This window comes from Mesorhizobium sp. B3-1-9 (genome assembly GCF_006439595.1).
In the GTDB taxonomy this organism is placed as follows: Bacteria; Pseudomonadota; Alphaproteobacteria; order Rhizobiales; family Rhizobiaceae; genus Mesorhizobium.
This window is the reverse complement of record NZ_VFTJ01000006.1, coordinates 177,773-195,844: the sequence shown is the minus strand read 5'-3', so window position 1 is coordinate 195,844 and position 18,072 is coordinate 177,773. Positions and strand designations below refer to the sequence as shown.

Sequence of the window (18,072 nt, the reverse complement as noted above, 5' to 3'; positions counted from 1 at the left end):
TTGCCGCCCTCAATCAATCGAAAGCTGGGACGTTCCCGAGGCGCCATGGTGGTGGCCCCTGTCTCAGCTGCACCCGCTCGTGGAACCACACGTATCGCACTTCTCGCAGGTGCCGTTCCGCACCATGGTGAAGTTGTGACACTCGGAGCATTCGTTGCCGGTGTAGCCCTGGAGCAGCGATTGCTGGCGCCTTGTCGCGGCGAGCTTCTTCGCCTCGGCGGCCTCGTTGGCGGCAGCGTCGGTGAAGAGGGCTTCCGCGCCGCCGGCGGCCTCGGCTTCCTCTTCCACCATATCCTCGGCCAGTTCCCTGGCGCGCTCCTCATAGTCGCGCTTGTAGGCGATGGCCTCGTCGCTGGCCGGCTTCAGCGCCAGCACGTTGGAGCCTGAGAAGGCGGTGGGCGCCGCGCGGGCAGGGGCGGTCGACGGCCCCGAGCCGCCGAAACCCTTCGGGTCTGAGCCAGCAGCTGACACCAGCTTCACCGGCGAGGCGCCGCGATAGAGGCCCTTGGAGAAGGGCGTCGCCTTGCCTTCGGTGATGCCGCGGCCGAGCGCGGTCTTGTCGAAGTCCGACTGGTCGACATGGGCGAGGTCGTGGCGGCCGAGATAGGAGACGGCAAGCTCGCGGAACACATAGTCGAGGATCGACGTCGCGTTCTTGATGGCGTCGTTGCCCTGCACCATGCCGGCCGGCTCGAACTTGGTGAAGGTGAAGGCCTCGACATATTCATCGAGCGGCACGCCATATTGCAGGCCGAGCGAGATGGCGATGGCGAAGTTGTTCATCATGGCGCGGAAGGCGGCGCCTTCCTTGTGCATGTCGATGAAGATCTCGCCCAGGCGGCCGTCGTCGAACTCGCCGGTGCGGAGATACACCTTGTGGCCGCCGACGACGGCCTTCTGCGTGTAGCCCTTGCGGCGGTTCGGCAGTTTTTCGCGGTCGCGGTAGAGCCGCTCGATGACGCGCTCGACGATCTTTTCCGTCACCTGGACGGCGCGCTGCGCGGCAGGCGCGGCGATCAGCTGCTCGACCGCCTCGTCTTCGTCGTCCTCGCCGTCGGCGAGCAGCGAGGCATTGAGCGGCTGCGACAGCTTCGAGCCATCGCGATAAAGCGCGTTCGCCTTCAGCGCCAGCTTCCACGACAGCATATAGGCGTTCTTGGCGTCCTCGACCGTCGCCTCGTTCGGCATGTTGATGGTCTTGGAAATGGCGCCCGAGATGAAGGGCTGCGCGGCCGCCATCATCAGGATGTGGCTGTTGATCGAGAGCGAGCGCTTGCCGATCTTGCCGCAGGGGCTGGCGCAATCGAACACCGGCAGATGCTCGGCCTTGAGGAAGGGCGCGCCTTCGAGCGTCATGGCACCGCAGACATGGATGTTGGCGGCGTCGATGTCCTTCTTCGAGAAGCCGAGAGCCGGCAGCATCTCGAAGGAGATGTCGCCGAGCTGCTCGTCGGTGAAGCCGAGCGTCTCCTTCACCCAGTCAGCGCCGAGCGTCCACTGGTTGAACACGAACTTGATGTCGAAGGCCGACTTCAGCGCGGCATTCAGCGCCGCGATCTTCTCGTCGCTGAAGCCCTTGGCCTTGAGCGAGGACGGGTTGATGCCGGGCGCCTGGTTGAGGTTGCCGTGGCCGACCGCGTAGGCCTCGATCTCGGCGATCTGGCTTTCGGAGTAGCCCAGCGTCCTGAGCGCTTCCGGCACGGCGCGGTTGATGATCTTGAAATAGCCGCCGCCGGCGAGCTTCTTGAACTTCACCAGCGCGAAGTCGGGCTCGATGCCGGTGGTGTCGCAATCCATGACCAGACCGATCGTGCCGGTCGGCGCGATCACGGTCGCCTGCGCGTTGCGGTAGCCATGCTCCTCGCCGAGTTCGATGGCGCGGTCCCAGGCAGCGCGGGCATGCTCGGCCAAAGCCTGCTGCTTCAGGTCGGCGGCGACCAGCGGCACCGGGTTGACGGCGAGCTTCTCGTAGCCGTCCTTGTCGCCGTAGGCGGCGCGGCGGTGATTGCGCATGACGCGCAGCATGTTCTGTGCGTTGCGGTCATAGTCCGGGAAGGCGCCGAGCTCGGCGGCCATCTCGGCCGAAGTCGAATAGGCAACGCCGGTCATGATGGCGGTGAGCGCTGCGCAGATGGCGCGGCCCTCGTCGGAGTCGTAAGGGATGCCCGAGGTCATCAGCAGGCCGCCGATATTGGCGTAGCCGAGGCCGAGCGTGCGGTAGTCGTAGGAGAGCTTGGCGATCTCCTTGGACGGAAACTGCGCCATCATCACCGAGATTTCGAGCACGACGGTCCACAGGCGAACGGTGTGCTCGTAGGCGGCGATGTCGATCGTGCCGTCTTCGCGGCGGTAGGGCAAAAGGTTGATCGAGGCGAGGTTGCAGGCCGTGTCGTCGAGGAACATGTATTCCGAGCACGGGTTGGAGGCCCGGATCGCACCGGCGGAAGCGCAGGTGTGCCAGTCGTTCATCGTCGTGTTGAAATGCAGGCCCGGATCGGCGGAAGCCCAGGCGGCGTAGCCGATCTTTTCCCACAGATCCCGCGCCTTCAGCGTCTTCAGCACCTTGCCGTCCTTGCGGGCGGTAAGCTGCCAGTCGCCATCGGCCTCGACGGCGCGCAGGAAATTGTCCTTCAGCGACACCGAGTTGTTGGAGTTCTGGCCGGAGACGGTGAGATAGGCGTCCGAATCCCAGTCGGTGTCGTAGGTCTTGAACGACATCGAGGTGTAGCCCTGGCGGGCGAACTGGATGACGCGGTAGATGTAGTTCTCCGGCACGGCGTCCTTCTTGGCCGCCTTGATCTCGCGCTTCAATGCGGTGTTCAAAGCCGGATCGAAGCAGTCGTCGTCATGGCCTTCGCAATTGACGCAGGCCTTCATGATGGCTTCGAGATGCTTCTTGACGATCTTGGAGCCGGTCACCAGCGAGGCGACCTTCTGCTCCTCGTTGACCTTCCAGTCGATGAAGTCCTCGATATCCGGGTGGTCGGCGTCGACGATGACCATTTTCGCCGCGCGGCGCGTCGTGCCGCCCGACTTGATGGCGCCCGCCGCGCGGTCGCCGATCTTGAGGAAGCTCATCAGGCCGGACGAGCGGCCGCCGCCGGACAGTTTTTCGCCTTCGCCGCGCAACATCGAGAAGTTCGAGCCGGTGCCGGAGCCGTATTTGAACAGGCGCGCCTCGCGCACCCACAAATCCATGATGCCGCCCTCGTTGACGAGATCGTCCTGCACGCCCTGGATGAAGCAGGCATGCGGCTGCGGATGCTCGTAGGAGGACTTCGACTTGGTCAGCTTGCCGGTGAAGGGGTCGACATAGAAGTGGCCCTGGCTCGGGCCGTCGATGCCGTAGGCCCAGTGCAGGCCGGTGTTGAACCACTGCGGCGAGTTCGGCGCGACGCGCTGGGTGGCGAGCATATAGGCGAGCTCGTCGCGGAAGGCGCGCGCGTCGTCCTCGGATTTGAAGTAGCCGCCCTTGTAACCCCAATAGGTCCAGGTGCCGGCGAGGCGATCGAAGACCTGGCGGGCGTCGGTTTCCGAACCATAGCGCTCAGCCTCGGGCAGCTTGGCGAGCTCAGCCTCGTCGGCAACCGAACGCCACAGGAAAGAGGGGACGTCGTTCTCCTCGACCTTCTTCAGGCGCGCCGGCACGCCGGCCTTGCGGAAATATTTCTGCGCCAGGATGTCGGCCGCGACCTGGCTGAACTGCGCTGGCACATCGATGTTATCGAGGCGGAACACCACCGAGCCGTCGGGATTCTTGATCTCCGACAAAGCCTTGCGGAATTCGATCTCCGCATAGGCAGACTGATCTGGCTTGGTGAAGCGACGCTCGATGCGCATTGGTCCCGTTCCTTTGTGTCTATATATAGCGCTTTTCCCCAGGGATTGCTGCCCCACATGGCGAAAAGCGCAGTCCGCCGTTTGCCGGCATCGCGGGCGACGCCGACACTCTCCTCGTCGCAAGTGCCGGCACGCAGACAGCAAGACGCTTTCCCAAGCATCCGCCCGGGCTGCAGGCCGACCCTCGCGGGTCCCTAAACTGAAACTTTTGTCGATTCCCTCCGTAGAGGGAGGTTCACACTATCTAGCGTCGAGCCTGCCTGCAAACACTAAATATAGTGTTAACAGATCATTTTTTCCAGACCGACAATTCTCCCTTTCGCCCACCCAAGCTCTAAAGATCCCCACGCTTCCGCCGGCCTCGTGAACAGGCGGAAATCCGGGCAAAACGCACAAAATCCGGGAAAAAAGACCGGGCTCGAAACTCTCCGGTCGCGCCCGCAACAGGAGCGCATGGCCTATAAAAAGCGACTCGTTCCGACCCGTCAAGGATTCGTTTTTGTAGCTTTTGTGACCCCAACATCTTGTGTGTCACATATGTGGATAACGGGGACATAGGAAGCTTGGGTTCGCAGGCACTTGACGCGGTTTATCAGTCTGCCGCGAAGCCGTGTCGGGCCGTCGGCTTTTCATTTTAGCTGGCTTGCACTATCTGTTGCGTTCGCGCGGGGGCGCGCCTTGTCAACACCAAAAGCATCCGCTACGCCCCGCTCATGACAGTTACTGTACGTTTTGCCCCATCGCCGACCGGCCGCATCCATATCGGCAATGCGCGCACCGCGCTGTTCAATTGGCTTTTCGCCATGAACAACAAGGGCCGTTTCATCCAGCGCTTCGACGACACCGACATTGCCCGCTCGAAGCAGGAATATGCCGATTCCATCCTGTACGACCTGCATTGGCTGGGCATCTTCCCGGATGTCACCGAATACCAGTCGCGTCGCTTCGAGATTTATGACGCTGCGGTCGAGCGGCTGAAGGCGGCGCGGGTGCTCTATGCCTGCTACGAAACGCCTGAAGAACTCGATCTGCGCCGCAAGGTGCGCCGCACGCGCGGCCTGCCGCCGGTCTATGGCCGCGAGGCGCTGACGCTGACGCCGGAGCAGGTGGCCGAATACCAGTCGGATGGCCGCCGGCCGCATTGGCGTTTCCTGTTGCCCAACTTCATCGGCGATCCGCTGCAGCCGGAGCGCACCGACGTGCATTGGAATGACCTGGTGCGCGGCGAGGAGACCGTCGACCTCGCCTCGCTGTCGGATCCCGTCCTGGTTCGCGAGGATGGCACTTACCTTTATACGCTGCCTTCGGTGGTCGACGACATCGATATGGGCGTCAGCCACGTCATTCGCGGCGACGACCACGTCACCAACACCGGCGTGCAGATCGCCATCTTCAAGGCGCTCGGCGCCGAGCCGCCGGTCTTCGGCCACCACAATCTGCTCACTACTGTGTCGGGCGAGGGGCTGTCGAAGCGCACCGGCGCGCTGTCGATCGAAAGCCTGCGCGAGGACGGCATCGAGCCGATGGCGGTGGCTTCGCTGGCGGTGCTGGTCGGCACGTCGGAAAATGTCACCGCCGCGCATGACCTCAACGAGCTTGCCGGCCATTTCGACCCGGCGGCGACGTCCAAGTCCGCCTCCAAATTCGACCCGGACGAGCTCTTCGTGCTCAACCGCACGCTGATCCATCATATGCCTTTCGAGGAGGCGCGCGACCGGCTGATGGTGCTGGGCATTTCCGGCGACAAGGCCGAGCCGTTCTGGATGGCCGTGCGCGGCAATCTCGACCGCCTGTCGGACGCGGTCGCCTGGTGGCGAATCCTGAGCGAGGGCCCGCAGGAGCCGGCCGAGTTTTCCGGCGAGGACCGTGATTTCCTCAATCAGGCTTTCGAGCTTTTGCCGGAGGAACCGTGGAACGGCACGGTGTGGAAGGACTGGACCGGCAAGATCAGGGAAGCAACGGGGCGCAAGGGCAAGCCGCTGTTCATGCCGCTGAGGCTCGCCCTTACCGGGCGGACTTCGGGGCCGGAGCTTTCAGATCTATTGCCGCTGATGGGTCGGGAAGGAACGCTGGCCCGACGACCCTGACCTTGCGCTGATCCGGCGGCAGCGCCGAGACCGGCGACACCGGCACCTTGGTGGTCAGCCGCGTCATCGCAGCCTGGTCCAGCCCGCCCTCGGCATTGGCGAGCGTTTCCGGATCGGCGCCGGGATCCGGCTTGGACGCCGGCACGGGAATGAAGGGCGCTGCCTCGCCGTCGGGCTGCGACTGTTCGGGATTGGGCGGGTTGCCGCCGATGATCGTGAAGTTGCCGGCCTGCGCGTTGCAGCCGCAGGTCGGCGGCCGTGAATAATTGGCCTGCTTGTAGAGATAGGCGGTCGGCAGCTCGCTGTAGGGTTGACCGGTCGCCGACGAAGTCATCGAGCCAGAGTCGTCGTCCATTCCACGCGAATAGAAGACCTGCATTTCGGTGCCCGGGCAGCTCGATTCGCAATTCTTCTGGTCGCGCTCGAAGTCGCCGATGGAAGCCGCGTTCGACATCGGGAAGAAATAGCCGTCGCAGGTGCGCACGCACATGGTGTGGAACTCGCCGCCCAGTCGCGGCAGGTCCATGCCGTCCGGCTGGTTGATGACGCGGCGGATGTTGCGCTCGCCGGGATCATCGGAAGGCACCTCCGAGTCCGGCATATCGGGGGCATCGGGCGTTTCGAGCTGCTGGTCCTGGCGGCCGAAAAGCTGCTCGAACAGATTGCCGCCGCCATTGTCGCGGGCCGCCTCCCGAAGCGGGGCGCGGCGCGGCGCGATCTCGTCATCGCGGCAGTCATTGGCGTCGAGCGCCGCCAGGATGCGGCTGCGGTCGCGCCGCGTGCCGCCGGCGGCCAGCCGCTCGCGCTTGGCCTGCAACGTGTCGAGGTTGGCGTTCATGCGCTGGATCGAGGCATTGATCGCCGCGCATTGGCTGACATTGCGCGAAAACAGCGTGAAGCCGCAATTGGCGTCGCCCGCCCGGCTGCGGGCCTTGGCAAGCTGCTCGCGCTGGCGCTGGATGGCATCATCATATTTGCGCACGATGCCCGGCCCTCCGCCGCCACCGCGTGTCGCGGCGAGTTCGGCTTCGAGCTGCCTGCATATGCGAGAGGCCGCCTGGGATTCTGCGACGGCGACAGCTGAGCCTGCAAGCGCTGCAAGCAGCGTCGCAAGATGCATCAGCTTCAGCCCCTTCATTCGCCTGGAATCCCGATTTCCCGTGGCCGGAAGACTATCGCGTTCGTGGTTAACTGTTCGCTATGCGTTTCACCGTTTCACGGAAACGGCGAAACGCCCTATTTCTTTGTTTTTACGCAATTCCGACGGAAGGCTACGGAGTCGCCGAGCCCAACCGCTCACGCTTTTCCTGGAATTGCTCTTGTCTGCGACCCGGCACAATTGCGCTTTGTCGCGCCACCTCAGTTCAAGTCGACGAGCGCCTGCGCCTTGTGCGCTGCCTCGACCACGGCTAGCGCGGTCATGTTGACGACGCCGCGCGACGTCACCGACGGCGTCAATATATGCGCGGGCTTGTCCGTGCCGAGCAGGATCGGCCCGACATGCAGCGCGTCCATCATGGCGCGCAGCGCCGTCAGCGTGATGTTGGCCGAATCGAGGTTCGGGAAAACCAGCAGATTGGCTTCGCCCTTCAGCCTGGAATGCGGATAGACGCGCTGGCGCAGATGTTCCGAAAGTGCTGTATCGGCGTGCATTTCGCCGTCGCACTGCAAGCCGGGCGCGATGCGGCCGAGGATTTCCGCCGCGCGGCGCATCTTCAGCGCGCTCGGGGAATCGCGCGAGCCGAAATCCGAATGCGACAGAAGCGCTGCCTTCGGCTCGATGCCGAAGCGCTGGATTTCCTCCGCCGCCAGCACCGTCATTTCGGCGATCTCCTCCGCGGTCGGGTCGACCGAGACATGTGTGTCGGTGAGGAAGATGATGCCGCGCTGCGAGATCAGCATCGACAGCGTCGACAGGTCATGATCCTTGATGCCGGCGCGCGGCCCAATGATCAGCGTGACATTGCGCAGATGCCGCTCGAAGCGGCCTTCGAGGCCGCAGACCATCGCGTCCGCGTCGCCGCGCTTCAGCGCCAGGGCCGCGATCACCGTGTTGTCGGTACGCACCATGGTGCGGGCGGCTTCCGTCGTCACGCCGCGCCGGCCGGCCAGCTCGATCAGGAGGTCGACATAGTGGCGATAGCGCGGATCGTCCTCCGGGTTGATCAGGGCGAAATCGACGCCCGGCCGGATGCGCAGGCCGTAGCGCTTCAGCCTGACCTCCACCACATGCGGGCGGCCGATCAAGGTCGGTTCGGCGATGCCTTCCTCCAGCACCACCTGCGCGGCGCGCAGCACGCGCTCGTCCTCGCCGTCGGCATAGATGACGCGCTTGGCGCTCGAAGCCTTGGCGGAGGAGAACACCGGCTTCATCACCAGGCCGGAGCGGAAGACGAAGCGGTTGAGCTTGTCGATATAGGCGGCGAAGTCGGCGATCGGCCGCGTCGCGACGCCGGTGTCGCAGGCAGCCTTGGCCACCGCCGGCGCGATGCGCAGGATAAGGCGCGGGTCGAAGGGCGAGGGGATCAGGAAATCGGGACCGAACATCGGCGTCTCGCCGGAATAGGCGCGCGCCGCGACATCCGATGGCTCCTCGCGCGCAAGGGCGGCGATGGCGCGGACCGCCGCCATCTTCATCTCCTCGTTGATGGCGCTGGCGCCGCAATCGAGCGCGCCGCGGAAGATGTAAGGAAAGCAGAGCACGTTGTTGACTTGATTGGGAAAATCCGAGCGCCCGGTGCAGATCATGGCGTCCGGCCGCGCGGCTCTTGCCGCTTCCGGCATGATCTCGGGATTAGGGTTGGCCAAAGCCAGGATCAGCGGCTTCGGCGCCATATGCTGCAGCAGTTCCGGCTTCAGCACGCCGGCGGCGGAAAGGCCGAGGAAGACGTCGGCGCCGGGGATGACGTCGGCCAGCGTGCGCGCCTCGGTATCCTTCACATACGGGTCTTTCCAGCGATCCATCTCCTCGACGCGGCCCTTGTGGGCGACGCCGAAACGGTCGGTGACCCAGATGTTTTCGACCCTGGCGCCGAGCGAGACCAAAAGGTTGAGACAGGCGAGCGCCGCGGCACCCGCTCCGGACGTGACGATCTTGATGTCGGAGATTGCCTTGCCGGCCAATTCCAGCCCGTTGAGCACCGCGGCTGCAACGATGATCGCGGTGCCGTGCTGGTCGTCGTGGAAGACCGGGATGCCCATGCGGGCTTTCAGCCGCTCCTCGACCTCGAAACATTCAGGCGCCTTGATGTCCTCGAGGTTGATGCCGCCGAAGGTCGGTTCGAGCGCCGCGACGGTCTCGACCATGCGGTCGATCTCCGGCGCATCGATCTCGATGTCGAAGACGTCGATGCCGGCGAATTTCTTGAACAGCACCGCCTTGCCTTCCATCACCGGCTTGGAGGCGAGCGGACCGATATTGCCGAGCCCAAGCACGGCGGAGCCATTGGAAACGACGCCGACGAGGTTGGCGCGGGCGGTATAGTCGGCGGCGGTTGCCGGGTCGTCGCGGATCTCGAGGCAGGGCGCGGCGACGCCCGGCGAATAGGCAAGCGCCAGATCCCGCTGGTTGCCGAGCGGCTTCGTCGCCTGGATTTCGAGCTTTCCCGGTGTCGGATGCTTGTGGAAGAAGAGGGCGGCCTCGTCGAGGTCCGACCGGGCCGTTTTCTTGCTCTCGCCGTCCATCCGGCCCTCCCTCTGTTCGTGATTTGGAGCCTTTTAGCATGCGCCGGCGAGTCTTCGCGACGGCAAATCGCGGACCCCGGCCTTCACAATGCCGGAGCAAAAATAATCAACCGATTCCAGACGGTTGGCTCGGAAGCCTCAGGCGTATTGGATTGGCGGCGGTCAAAACGCGCTGACGTAGAGACCGCCGTCGACCGGGATGTTCTGGCCGGTGAGGTAGCCGGCATGGACGGAGCAGAGGAAGGCGCAGATCTGACCGAATTCCTCCGGCGTGCCGAGACGTTTTGCCGGCACGTCGGCGCTGATGCGGGCCTTGCGCGCGGCGGCCGCGGCCGGATCTTCCTCGGTGCCGGCCTCATGCGGGCCGCGCAGCCGGTCGGTATCGAGCTTGCCGGGCAAGAGGCTGTTGATGGTGACGTTGCGGTCGATCACCGTGCGCGCCACGCCGGCGAGGAACGAGGTCAGGCCGGCGCGCGCGCCGGACGACAGGTCGAGGCCGGGGATCGGCACATAGACCGACAGCGAGGTGATGTTGACGATGCGGCCGAAGCCGCGCTTGGCCATGCCGTCGATCACCGCCTGGACGAGTTCGATCGGCGTGACCATGTTCTGCGTAACGCCCTCGAGGATCTTTGCGCGGTCGAGCTCGCGAAAATCGCGCAGCGGCGGGCCGCCATTGTTGTTGACGAGGATGTCGGGATCGGGGCAGGCGGCGAGTATCGCTTTCTGCACGTCCGGCTTCGACACGTCGCCGGCAACTTCGATGACCTTGACGCCGAACCAGTCGCGGATGTCCTTGGCGGTCTTGGCCAAGAGTTCGGCGTTGCGGCCGTTGACGACGAGATCGACGCCGGCTTCGGCAAGTGCAATGGCGCAGCCGCGCCCCAGTCCCTTGCTCGAGGCGCAGACGATGGCCTTCTTTCCGCGAATGCCGAGATCCATGACGGTTTTCTCCTGATTGACTTGCGCAAGCTAGCGCCTGGGCTGGACCAACCGCAACCGTCATACGGTTGTTGCATGAATCGGGGCATAGGCACGCGAAAGCAAAGGGTAAAATCGTCATGTCAGACCCAGAGCCCCGCACTTTCCGCGCCCTGTTCATTTCCGACGTGCATCTCGGCTCGAAAGCGGCCAAGGCCGATTTCCTGATCGACTTCCTGCGCTATCACGACGCCGAAATCATCTATCTGGTCGGCGATATCGTCGACGGCTGGCGGCTGCGGCGCAGCTGGCACTGGCCGCAGAGCCACAACGACGTGGTGCAGAAGCTGCTGCGCAAGGCGCGCAAGGGCGCCTCGATCACCTATATCGCCGGCAATCACGACGAATTCGCCCGCCAGTTCCAGGGTGTGCATTTCGGCGGAATCGTCGTCGCCGACCGCGCCATCCATGAGACCGCCGACGGCCGGCGCCTGCTGGTTATCCACGGCGACCAGTTCGACACGGTGGTGCACAACCAGCGCTGGCTCGCCTATCTCGGCGACTATGCCTATGACACGGCGATGGTGATCAATCGGGTGGTGACCAAGCTGCGCCACCTGCTCGGCCTGCCTTACTGGTCGTTCTCGTCATGGGCGAAGGTCAAGGTCAAGAAGGCGGTGAACTTCATCGGCTCGTTCCAGACCGTGCTTTCAGAAGAGGCACGGCGCTCGCATGTCGACGGCGTGATCTGCGGCCACATCCATCACGCGGCGATCGAAAGCTATGGCGACGTGCAATACATCAACACCGGCGACTGGGTGGAAAGCTGCACGGCGGTGGTCGAGCATTTCGATGGCCGCATGGAGATCCTGACTTGGGCGCATGTCCTACCTGAGACCACGGCAGGCAGCGACGTGCTGGTGCCGGTCGACATCATCGACCTGAAAGGCAGGGCGGCTCAGGCGGCTTGAATGCAGCTGCCTTTTCGCGGTTCCGCCTGCTTCCCTGGTCGCGCTGACATGGGGCGCGCGCGGCGCTCACTCCCGGGCCCCGTCCGTCAACAGCTTTGCTCTTGATCGATTGATCCAGCCAGTTCCGCCGCGCTTTGCTGCATGTTAGGGATCGAGACACGTTGCATGGGTGTCGTATGCAGCGAAATTGGATCGATTCATGTCGCTGCCGCCGCTATCGCCAGAACAACTTGTCAAGCCAAGCCATTTCGAACTGCGCATGAGCCTGATCTTCGCGACCTTGTTCGTGTCGCAGGGCACCCATCTGCCTTATTTTCCGCTCTGGCTGCAGGCGAAAGGTTTTCATGCCGAGCAGATCGCGGTCATCCTGGCGGCGCCAATGTTCCTGCGTGTCGTGACGACGCCGGTGCTGACCGCGTTCGCCGACCGCGCGAATGACCGCGCCAATGTCTATATCGCATTGGTCGCCGGCTCGATGGTCGTCTCCGCCGGCTATTTCCTGCCGGCCACCTACGCCATAGTGCTCGCCGTCTCGCTTTTGCTGACGATCGTCTGGACGCCGCATTCGCCGATGGCCGATTCGCTGGCGCTGTCAGGCGTGCGGCGCTTCGGCTCGAATTACACGGCGATGCGCAAATGGGGCTCGATCTCGTATCTCGGCGCCAATGTCGTGGGTGGCTTCATCCTGGCAGCCACGGGTCCGCGGGCGGTTCCGGTCATCATCTTCTTTGCCCTCGGCGCGGCCCTGGTCGCGGCATTGGCGGCGCCGCGCATGGGGCGGCCACGCAAGGCTTCGCCGCTTTCGGCAACCGAGATCCAGCATAAGGCGCCGAGCCTGTTCAACGCCTATTTCCTCTATTTCACGCTTGGCGTCGGCATCATCACCGCCAGCCACGCCTTCCTCTACGGCTTCGTCTCGATCTATTGGAAATCGATCGGCATCGGCGATTCCGTCGTTGGCCTGCTATGGGCTTGGGGCGTGGTCTCCGAAGTCTGCATGTTCCTGTTTTTCAACCGTATTTTTGCATCCATCTCGGTTGTCAGGGTGATGGTGATCGCCGGTATCGGTTCGATCGTGCGCTGGATCGCCTTTCCGCTGGTCTGGCCGCTCGGCCTGGGCGTCGCCGGCTTCTTCCTTGTCCAGACGCTGCATTCGGTGTCGGTGGCGATGGTGCTGATCGGCCTGCAGAAGATGATTGGCGAGACGGTCTCCGAAGAGCGGACGGGCGCTGCGCAAGGCATCGCCTATTTCTTCAACGGCTTCTTCATGGCGGCGGTGACGCTCGCTTCCGGCCCCCTTTATGAGCGGCTTGGCGTCGACGGTTTCCTGGCGATGATCCCGATCGCGATCATCGGCATGGTGCTGATAGGCCTCGCTTCCCGCTCAGCCCCAAAGCACCCGCTCAGGGGGTGAAACCAGCGATCCCCGGTAGACAAGGCCGGGCTCGCGATCGCGCGCAAGCAGCAGCGGGCCGTCGAGGTCGACGAAGTCCGCGTCCTGCGCCAGGAGCACCGCCGGCGCCATGGCGAGCGAGGTGCCGACCATGCAACCCACCATGATGCCGAAGCCAAGGTCGCGCGCGCGGTCGCGCAGCTTCAACGCCTCCGTCAGGCCGCCTGATTTGTCGAGCTTGATGTTGACGGCGTCGTAGAGGCCGACCAGCGCATCTAGGTCTTTCGCCGCATGAACGCTTTCGTCGGCGCAGACCGGCACCGGATGTGCGATCCGGCGCAGGATGTCGTCCTTGCCCGCCGGCAGCGGCTGCTCGACCAGCGCTATGCCGTGCTGCGCGGCGAAAGCGAGGTTCGCCTCGACATTTTCGTCGGTCCAACCCTCATTGGCATCCAGGATGATGCGGCTTTCGGGAGCGGCTTCCGTCACCGCACGGATTCTGGCCATATCATTGTCGCCGCCGATCTTGACCTTGAGCAAGGGCCGCGTGGCGTTGGCGCGCGCCTGCGCGGCCATGGCCTCCGGTGTGGCGAGCGACAGGGTGTAGGCGGTTTCCAGCGGCTCGGCAGGAAGGGCCCCGATTGCCGCCGCCACCGGCGTGCCGGTCAGCTTGGCTTCCAGGTCCCATAGGGCGCAGTCGATGGCGTTCCGCGCCGCGCCCGCGGGCATGGCCGCAAGCAGGGCGGTCCGGTCGATGCCAGCGACGATCGGATCGTGCATCGCCTCGATGGCCGCGCGCACCCCCTCCATGGTCTCGCCGTAGCGCTTGTAGGGCACGCATTCGCCACGGCCGGAACGTCCCCCGTCAGCGATCGTTACGGTGATGACTTCGGCCTCGGTTTTGGATCCGCGCGAGATGGTGAAGGTGCCGGCGATCGGAAATCGCTCCATTTCGACCGAAATGACACGCGCCATAATTTTCTTCTCCGGCTATGCGACACCAGTCTGCAGGCAAATCGACACGCCAGTCCGGTCACGCTAAACAGGACGCCATGTTGACCATTCGCAAACGCGACGCAAGCGGCGAGGCCAAGGACGCCGAGCATCGGCCACGCGTTGCCGTGGGCGAGGAAGGAGGCGTGCTGGGCTGCGCCTTTTCTGGTGTGTGGACGACGCGCACCGTGGCTCTGGTCGATGCCGACATGCGCAAGATCGAGGGGAAAAGCGGCGCAAAGCAGCTGATGCTCGACCTTTCCCACATCGAAAAGATGGACACAGCCGGCGCCTGGCTTATCGACCGACTGGCGAGCGCCTTCGAGAAGAAAGGCGTCGAGGTCCATTTGCAGGGGCAGAGCGAGATCGCCTCGATCCTGCTCGGCGCGGTCGGCGATGCGGTTCGCCGTGAGCCCGAATCAGGCCCGTCCGGGCCGCCCAACATCATCCTGCGTGCGCTGGAGCTGGTTGGCCGGCGGGTCTATGAGATGCGCGACGATTTCCTCGCTTCGATGAACATCCTCGGCGCCACGATCCGCGGCGCGCAGATGAAGCTTGGCCGCGGCCACGCGGTCAACCTGGCCGCGATCTTCAACCAGATCGATCGCATGGGCGTCGGCGCGATACCGGTGGTGGTGCTGATGTCGGCCATTGTCGGCGCCATCGTCGCCCAGCAGGGCGCCTACCAGCTCAGCTATTTCGGCGCCAACATCTTCGTCGTCGACCTGGTCGGGGTGCTGATCCTGCGCGAGCTCGGCGTGCTGATGACGGCGATCATGCTCGCGGGACGTTCAGGCAGCGCCATCACCGCCGAGATCGGCTCCATGAAGATGCGCGAGGAAGTCGACGCGCTGAAGGTGATCGGCCTCAATCCGATCGGCGTGCTGGTCTTTCCGCGGCTCGTCGCGTTGGTGATCGGGCTGCCGTGCCTCACCATCATCGCCAATTTCGCCGCGCTTGCCGGCGGGATCGTCGCCGCCTGGCTCTATTCCGATATTCCACCGGCCGCGTTCATCGACAGGCTGCGCGTCGCCATCGATCTCAGCACCATCTTTGCCGGCCTGATCAAGGCGCCGTTCATGGCCCTGATCATCGGCATCATTGCCTCGGTCGAGGGCATGAAGGTCGGCGGCAGCGCCGAATCGCTCGGCCTGCACGTGACCGCATCGGTGGTGAAGTCGATCTTCGTCGTCATCATCCTCGACGGGCTTTTCGCCATGTTCTACGCAGCGATCGGGTTCTGAGATGGCGAACGGCAACGGCGCAGCGGCAGCGCAGGATACCAACGACGACGAAATCGTGCTTTCGGTGCGCAACGTCACCGTGGCCATCGACGGCAAGCTGATCCTCGACAAGCTCTCGCTCGACATCAAGCGCGGGGAGATCCTTGGCTTTGTCGGCGCTTCGGGCGCCGGCAAATCGGTGCTGTTGCGCACCATATTGGGGCTGATGCCGAAGCAATCGGGGACGATCAGCCTGTTCGGCGTCGATGTCGACAAGGCGAGCGACGCCGACCGCCTGCGCATCGACATGCGGCTCGGCGTCCTTTTCCAGCATGGCGCGCTGTTTTCGGCGCTGACGGTGCTGGAAAACGTGCAGGTGCCGATGCGTGAATATCTCGACCTGCCCAGGGCGCTTATGGATGAGCTCGCCTTGCTCAAGATCGAGCTGGTCGGGTTGCCGGCCGACGCCGCGCAGAAGTTTCCGTCCGAGTTGTCCGGCGGCATGATCAAGCGCGCGGCGCTCGCCCGTGCGTTGGCGCTCGACCCTGACATCGTCTTTCTCGACGAGCCGACCTCCGGCCTCGATCCGATCAGCGCGGCCGAATTCGACGAGTTGGTCGTCAAGCTTCGCGACACCATGGACCTGACCGTCTACATGGTCACGCACGATCTCGACACGCTGTTCACCGCTTGCGACCACGTGGCGGTGCTCGGCAAGAAGCGGGTGCTGGTCGAAGGCACGATCGACGATATGCTGAAGAGCGAGGAGCCGTGGGTGAAGTCCTATTTCCGCGGAAAACGGGCCCGGCAACTTGATCTTGCGGCGCGCGCATAGCCATAAGTGAGGCGATGGAAACAAGAGCCAACTACATTATTGTCGGCATCTTCACGCTGGGTGCGATCCTGGCGGCCTTTGCCTTCGTCTATTGGACCGCGGCGATCGGCGACAGAGGCGAAACGACAATGCTGCGCGTGCGCATTCCAGGTTCGGCTTCGGGCCTCGGCCGCGGCAGCTTCGTGCTGTTCAACGGCGTCAAGGTCGGTGACGTCAAACGTGTGTATATCGACGTCGACAATCCGACGGTAGCCATTGCCGACACCGAGATCGACCGCATGACGCCGATCACCAAGTCGACACAGGCCGATATTGGCCTTGCCGGCTTGACCGGCCAGGCCAATATCGAACTCCGGGGCGCCGACCCCAAGGAAGCGAAGCTGCTCGACGAGGCGGAAAAAGAGGGCAGGATCCCCGAGATAACCGCCAATCCGTCGGCGGTCACCAACCTTCTGCAGACGGCGCAGAACATCTTCACCCGCGCCGACAAGGTGCTGAGCGAGCTCGAAGGCTTCACCAAGGACGTTCGCGGCCCGCTGACGCAGACGGTCAAGAATGTCGAGACCTTCTCGGATGCGCTGGCCAAGAACTCCGACGGGATCGACAAGTTCCTGTCGGCGGTGAGCTCGCTTTCGGATCAACTGAAGAATGTCTCGGGCCGACTCGACAGCACGCTGAAGGCCGCCGAAGGCCTGCTCAATTCCGTCGACAAGGACCAGATCAAGAGCATCGTGGCCAATGTCGACACGGTGACGGCGAATCTGAAGGAGACCTCGAAGCAGTTCGATACAGTCATCGGCAACGTCAACACGGCAGTCGGCTCGATCAACGATTTCGCCAAGCAGACGCAAGGGACATTGGCCAAGGTCAACGGCGTGCTCGACGGCATCGATCCGGCCGACGTCAAGGCCGCTTTGGCCAATATCCAGAAGGCCAGCGCCAGCGCCGACAAGGCGGCCTCGGACATCGCCAAGGTGACCGACAAGATCGCCAACCGCTCCGACGATATCGACCAGACCATCAAGGACGCCCGCCAGCTCGCGCAGCGGCTCAACGATGCCTCGGTGCGCGTCGACGGCATCCTGGCCAAGGTCGACAAGATCCTCGGCTCGGGCGAGGCCGACGGCGTGATGGCCGATGCCAGGGCGACGCTGAAATCCTTCAAGCAGGTGGCCGACACGCTGAATGCGCGGCTCGGCACCATCACCGACAATCTGGCGCGTTTCTCCGGCCAGGGCCTGCAGAACGTCGAGGCGCTCGTGCAGGACAGCCGGCGCTCGATCAACCGCATCGAGGAAGCGGTGACCGACCTCAGCCGCAATCCGCAGCGCATTCTGTCCGGTGGCGACGGCGAGGTTCGGCAGTTCGATGGAAGGACACGGCGTTGACTTCGGCTGCCGCGACCGCCAAGAAAATGAACCGCGAATGCGGGTTGATCGTAAGATCCGGGGACAACGGGGATCACGCGTGAAGTCGGTCAGGGTGGGAGCGGGTCGTCTGAGATTGTCCGCGGCAGCGTTGCTGGTGCTTTCGGTTGCCGGTTGCGCGGCCCTGGGCGGCAAGCCGGCGCCGCTCGACACGTTCGAATTGTCGGCGCCGTCGGTCGACATGCATGCCCACAGCCGCCGCCAGATCCTGATAGCCCAGCCGTCGGCGCTCAAGGCGCTGGACAGCCAGAACATCGTCATCAGGCCTTCCGACCGGTCGATCCAGTTCCTCAAGGGCGCGCAATGGGCGGACCGGCTGCCATTGATCGTGCAGGCGAGGCTGGCCGAAACCTTCCAGCGCTCCGGCAGCTTTGCCGGTGTCGGCAAGCCGGGTGAGGGGCTGGCGATCGACTACCAGATCATCGTCGAGGTACGCTCCTTCGAGGTGCGCGTCGATGGCGGCGAGCATGCCGATGTCGACCTGTTCGTACGCATCCTCAACGACCGCGATGGCGAGGTGCGCGCCTCAAAGAACTTCACCGCGAGCGCGCCGGTCTCCGGCAGCGGCAACGCTGCCTATGTCGGCGCGCTGGACAACGCCTTCGGCCAAGCGGCGACCGACATCGTCCGCTGGACGGATTCGGCGATCTGAGCGCCGGACAGGCAATCAAACTCCAACATAAAAAAGGCGGACCCCG

12 protein-coding genes are annotated in these 18,072 nt (G+C 64.0%); 7 read left to right on the top strand and 5 right to left on the bottom strand.

Annotated elements, in window-relative coordinates; all coding sequences use genetic code 11:
• Nucleotides 1-63: 63 nt before the first annotated feature.
• Nucleotides 64-3,840 carry a vitamin B12-dependent ribonucleotide reductase gene (locus FJW07_RS13490; RefSeq protein ID WP_140708631.1) on the bottom strand — a complete coding sequence of 1,259 codons (3,777 nt, stop codon included), beginning with the start codon at nt 3,838-3,840 and terminating at the stop codon, nt 64-66.
• A 713-nt stretch (nt 3,841-4,553) separates the two neighbouring features.
• On the opposite strand from FJW07_RS13490, the gene gltX reads away from it, so the two are divergent.
• Nucleotides 4,554-5,927 (top strand): glutamate--tRNA ligase, encoded by a 1,374-nt coding sequence (gltX, locus tag FJW07_RS13485; RefSeq protein WP_140856925.1) that lies wholly within the window; start codon nt 4,554-4,556, stop codon nt 5,925-5,927.
• Here the strand turns inward: gltX and FJW07_RS13480 are convergent.
• The 3 genes from FJW07_RS13480 to FJW07_RS13470 form a co-directional block, all read right to left on the bottom strand.
• On the bottom strand, nt 5,845-7,047 hold the full coding sequence (locus FJW07_RS13480; RefSeq protein ID WP_246680754.1) for a DUF2865 domain-containing protein: 1,203 nt from the start codon (nt 7,045-7,047) through the stop codon (nt 5,845-5,847). The genes gltX and FJW07_RS13480 overlap by 83 nt on opposite strands.
• Nucleotides 7,048-7,286: 239 nt before the next feature.
• Nucleotides 7,287-9,611, bottom strand: coding sequence for an NADP-dependent malic enzyme (locus FJW07_RS13475; protein WP_140856921.1), 2,325 nt, complete (start codon nt 9,609-9,611; stop codon nt 7,287-7,289).
• Nucleotides 9,612-9,773: 162 nt separating this feature from the next.
• Complete coding sequence (locus tag FJW07_RS13470) at nt 9,774-10,553, bottom strand: SDR family oxidoreductase (protein WP_140856919.1); 780 nt, start codon at nt 10,551-10,553, stop codon at nt 9,774-9,776.
• A gap of 119 nt (nt 10,554-10,672) precedes the next feature.
• Between FJW07_RS13470 and FJW07_RS13465 the strand changes: the two genes are divergently transcribed.
• Nucleotides 10,673-11,503 carry a UDP-2,3-diacylglucosamine diphosphatase gene (locus FJW07_RS13465; RefSeq protein WP_140648087.1) on the top strand — a complete coding sequence of 277 codons (831 nt, stop codon included), beginning with the start codon at nt 10,673-10,675 and terminating at the stop codon, nt 11,501-11,503.
• A 199-nt stretch (nt 11,504-11,702) separates the two neighbouring features.
• Complete coding sequence (locus FJW07_RS13460; RefSeq protein WP_140856918.1) at nt 11,703-12,917, top strand: MFS transporter; 1,215 nt, start codon at nt 11,703-11,705, stop codon at nt 12,915-12,917.
• On the opposite strand, the gene dgcA is transcribed toward FJW07_RS13460, so the two are convergent.
• Nucleotides 12,888-13,871, bottom strand: a complete 984-nt coding sequence (gene dgcA / locus FJW07_RS13455; protein ID WP_140856916.1) for an N-acetyl-D-Glu racemase DgcA — start codon at nt 13,869-13,871, stop codon at nt 12,888-12,890. The two genes, FJW07_RS13460 and dgcA, sit on opposite strands and share 30 nt — an antisense overlap.
• Nucleotides 13,872-13,948: 77 nt before the next feature.
• Between dgcA and FJW07_RS13450 the strand changes: the two genes are divergently transcribed.
• From FJW07_RS13450 to FJW07_RS13435, 4 genes are read left to right on the top strand one after another with little or no spacing between them, the layout of a single operon-like run.
• Nucleotides 13,949-15,133, top strand: a complete 1,185-nt coding sequence (locus FJW07_RS13450; RefSeq protein ID WP_140648090.1) for an ABC transporter permease — start codon at nt 13,949-13,951, stop codon at nt 15,131-15,133.
• 1 nt (nt 15,134) lies between these two features.
• A complete protein-coding gene (locus FJW07_RS13445; protein ID WP_140708645.1) occupies nt 15,135-15,947 on the top strand; it encodes an ABC transporter ATP-binding protein in 813 nt (270 codons plus the stop codon).
• A 14-nt stretch (nt 15,948-15,961) separates the two neighbouring features.
• Nucleotides 15,962-17,335, top strand: coding sequence for an MlaD family protein (locus FJW07_RS13440; protein ID WP_140648092.1), 1,374 nt, complete (start codon nt 15,962-15,964; stop codon nt 17,333-17,335).
• Entirely contained in the window at nt 17,316-18,026 is a 711-nt protein-coding gene (locus FJW07_RS13435; RefSeq protein WP_140782875.1) for an ABC-type transport auxiliary lipoprotein family protein, read from the top strand. Before FJW07_RS13440 ends, FJW07_RS13435 begins: the two co-directional genes overlap by 20 nt.
• Nucleotides 18,027-18,072 lie beyond the last annotated feature (46 nt).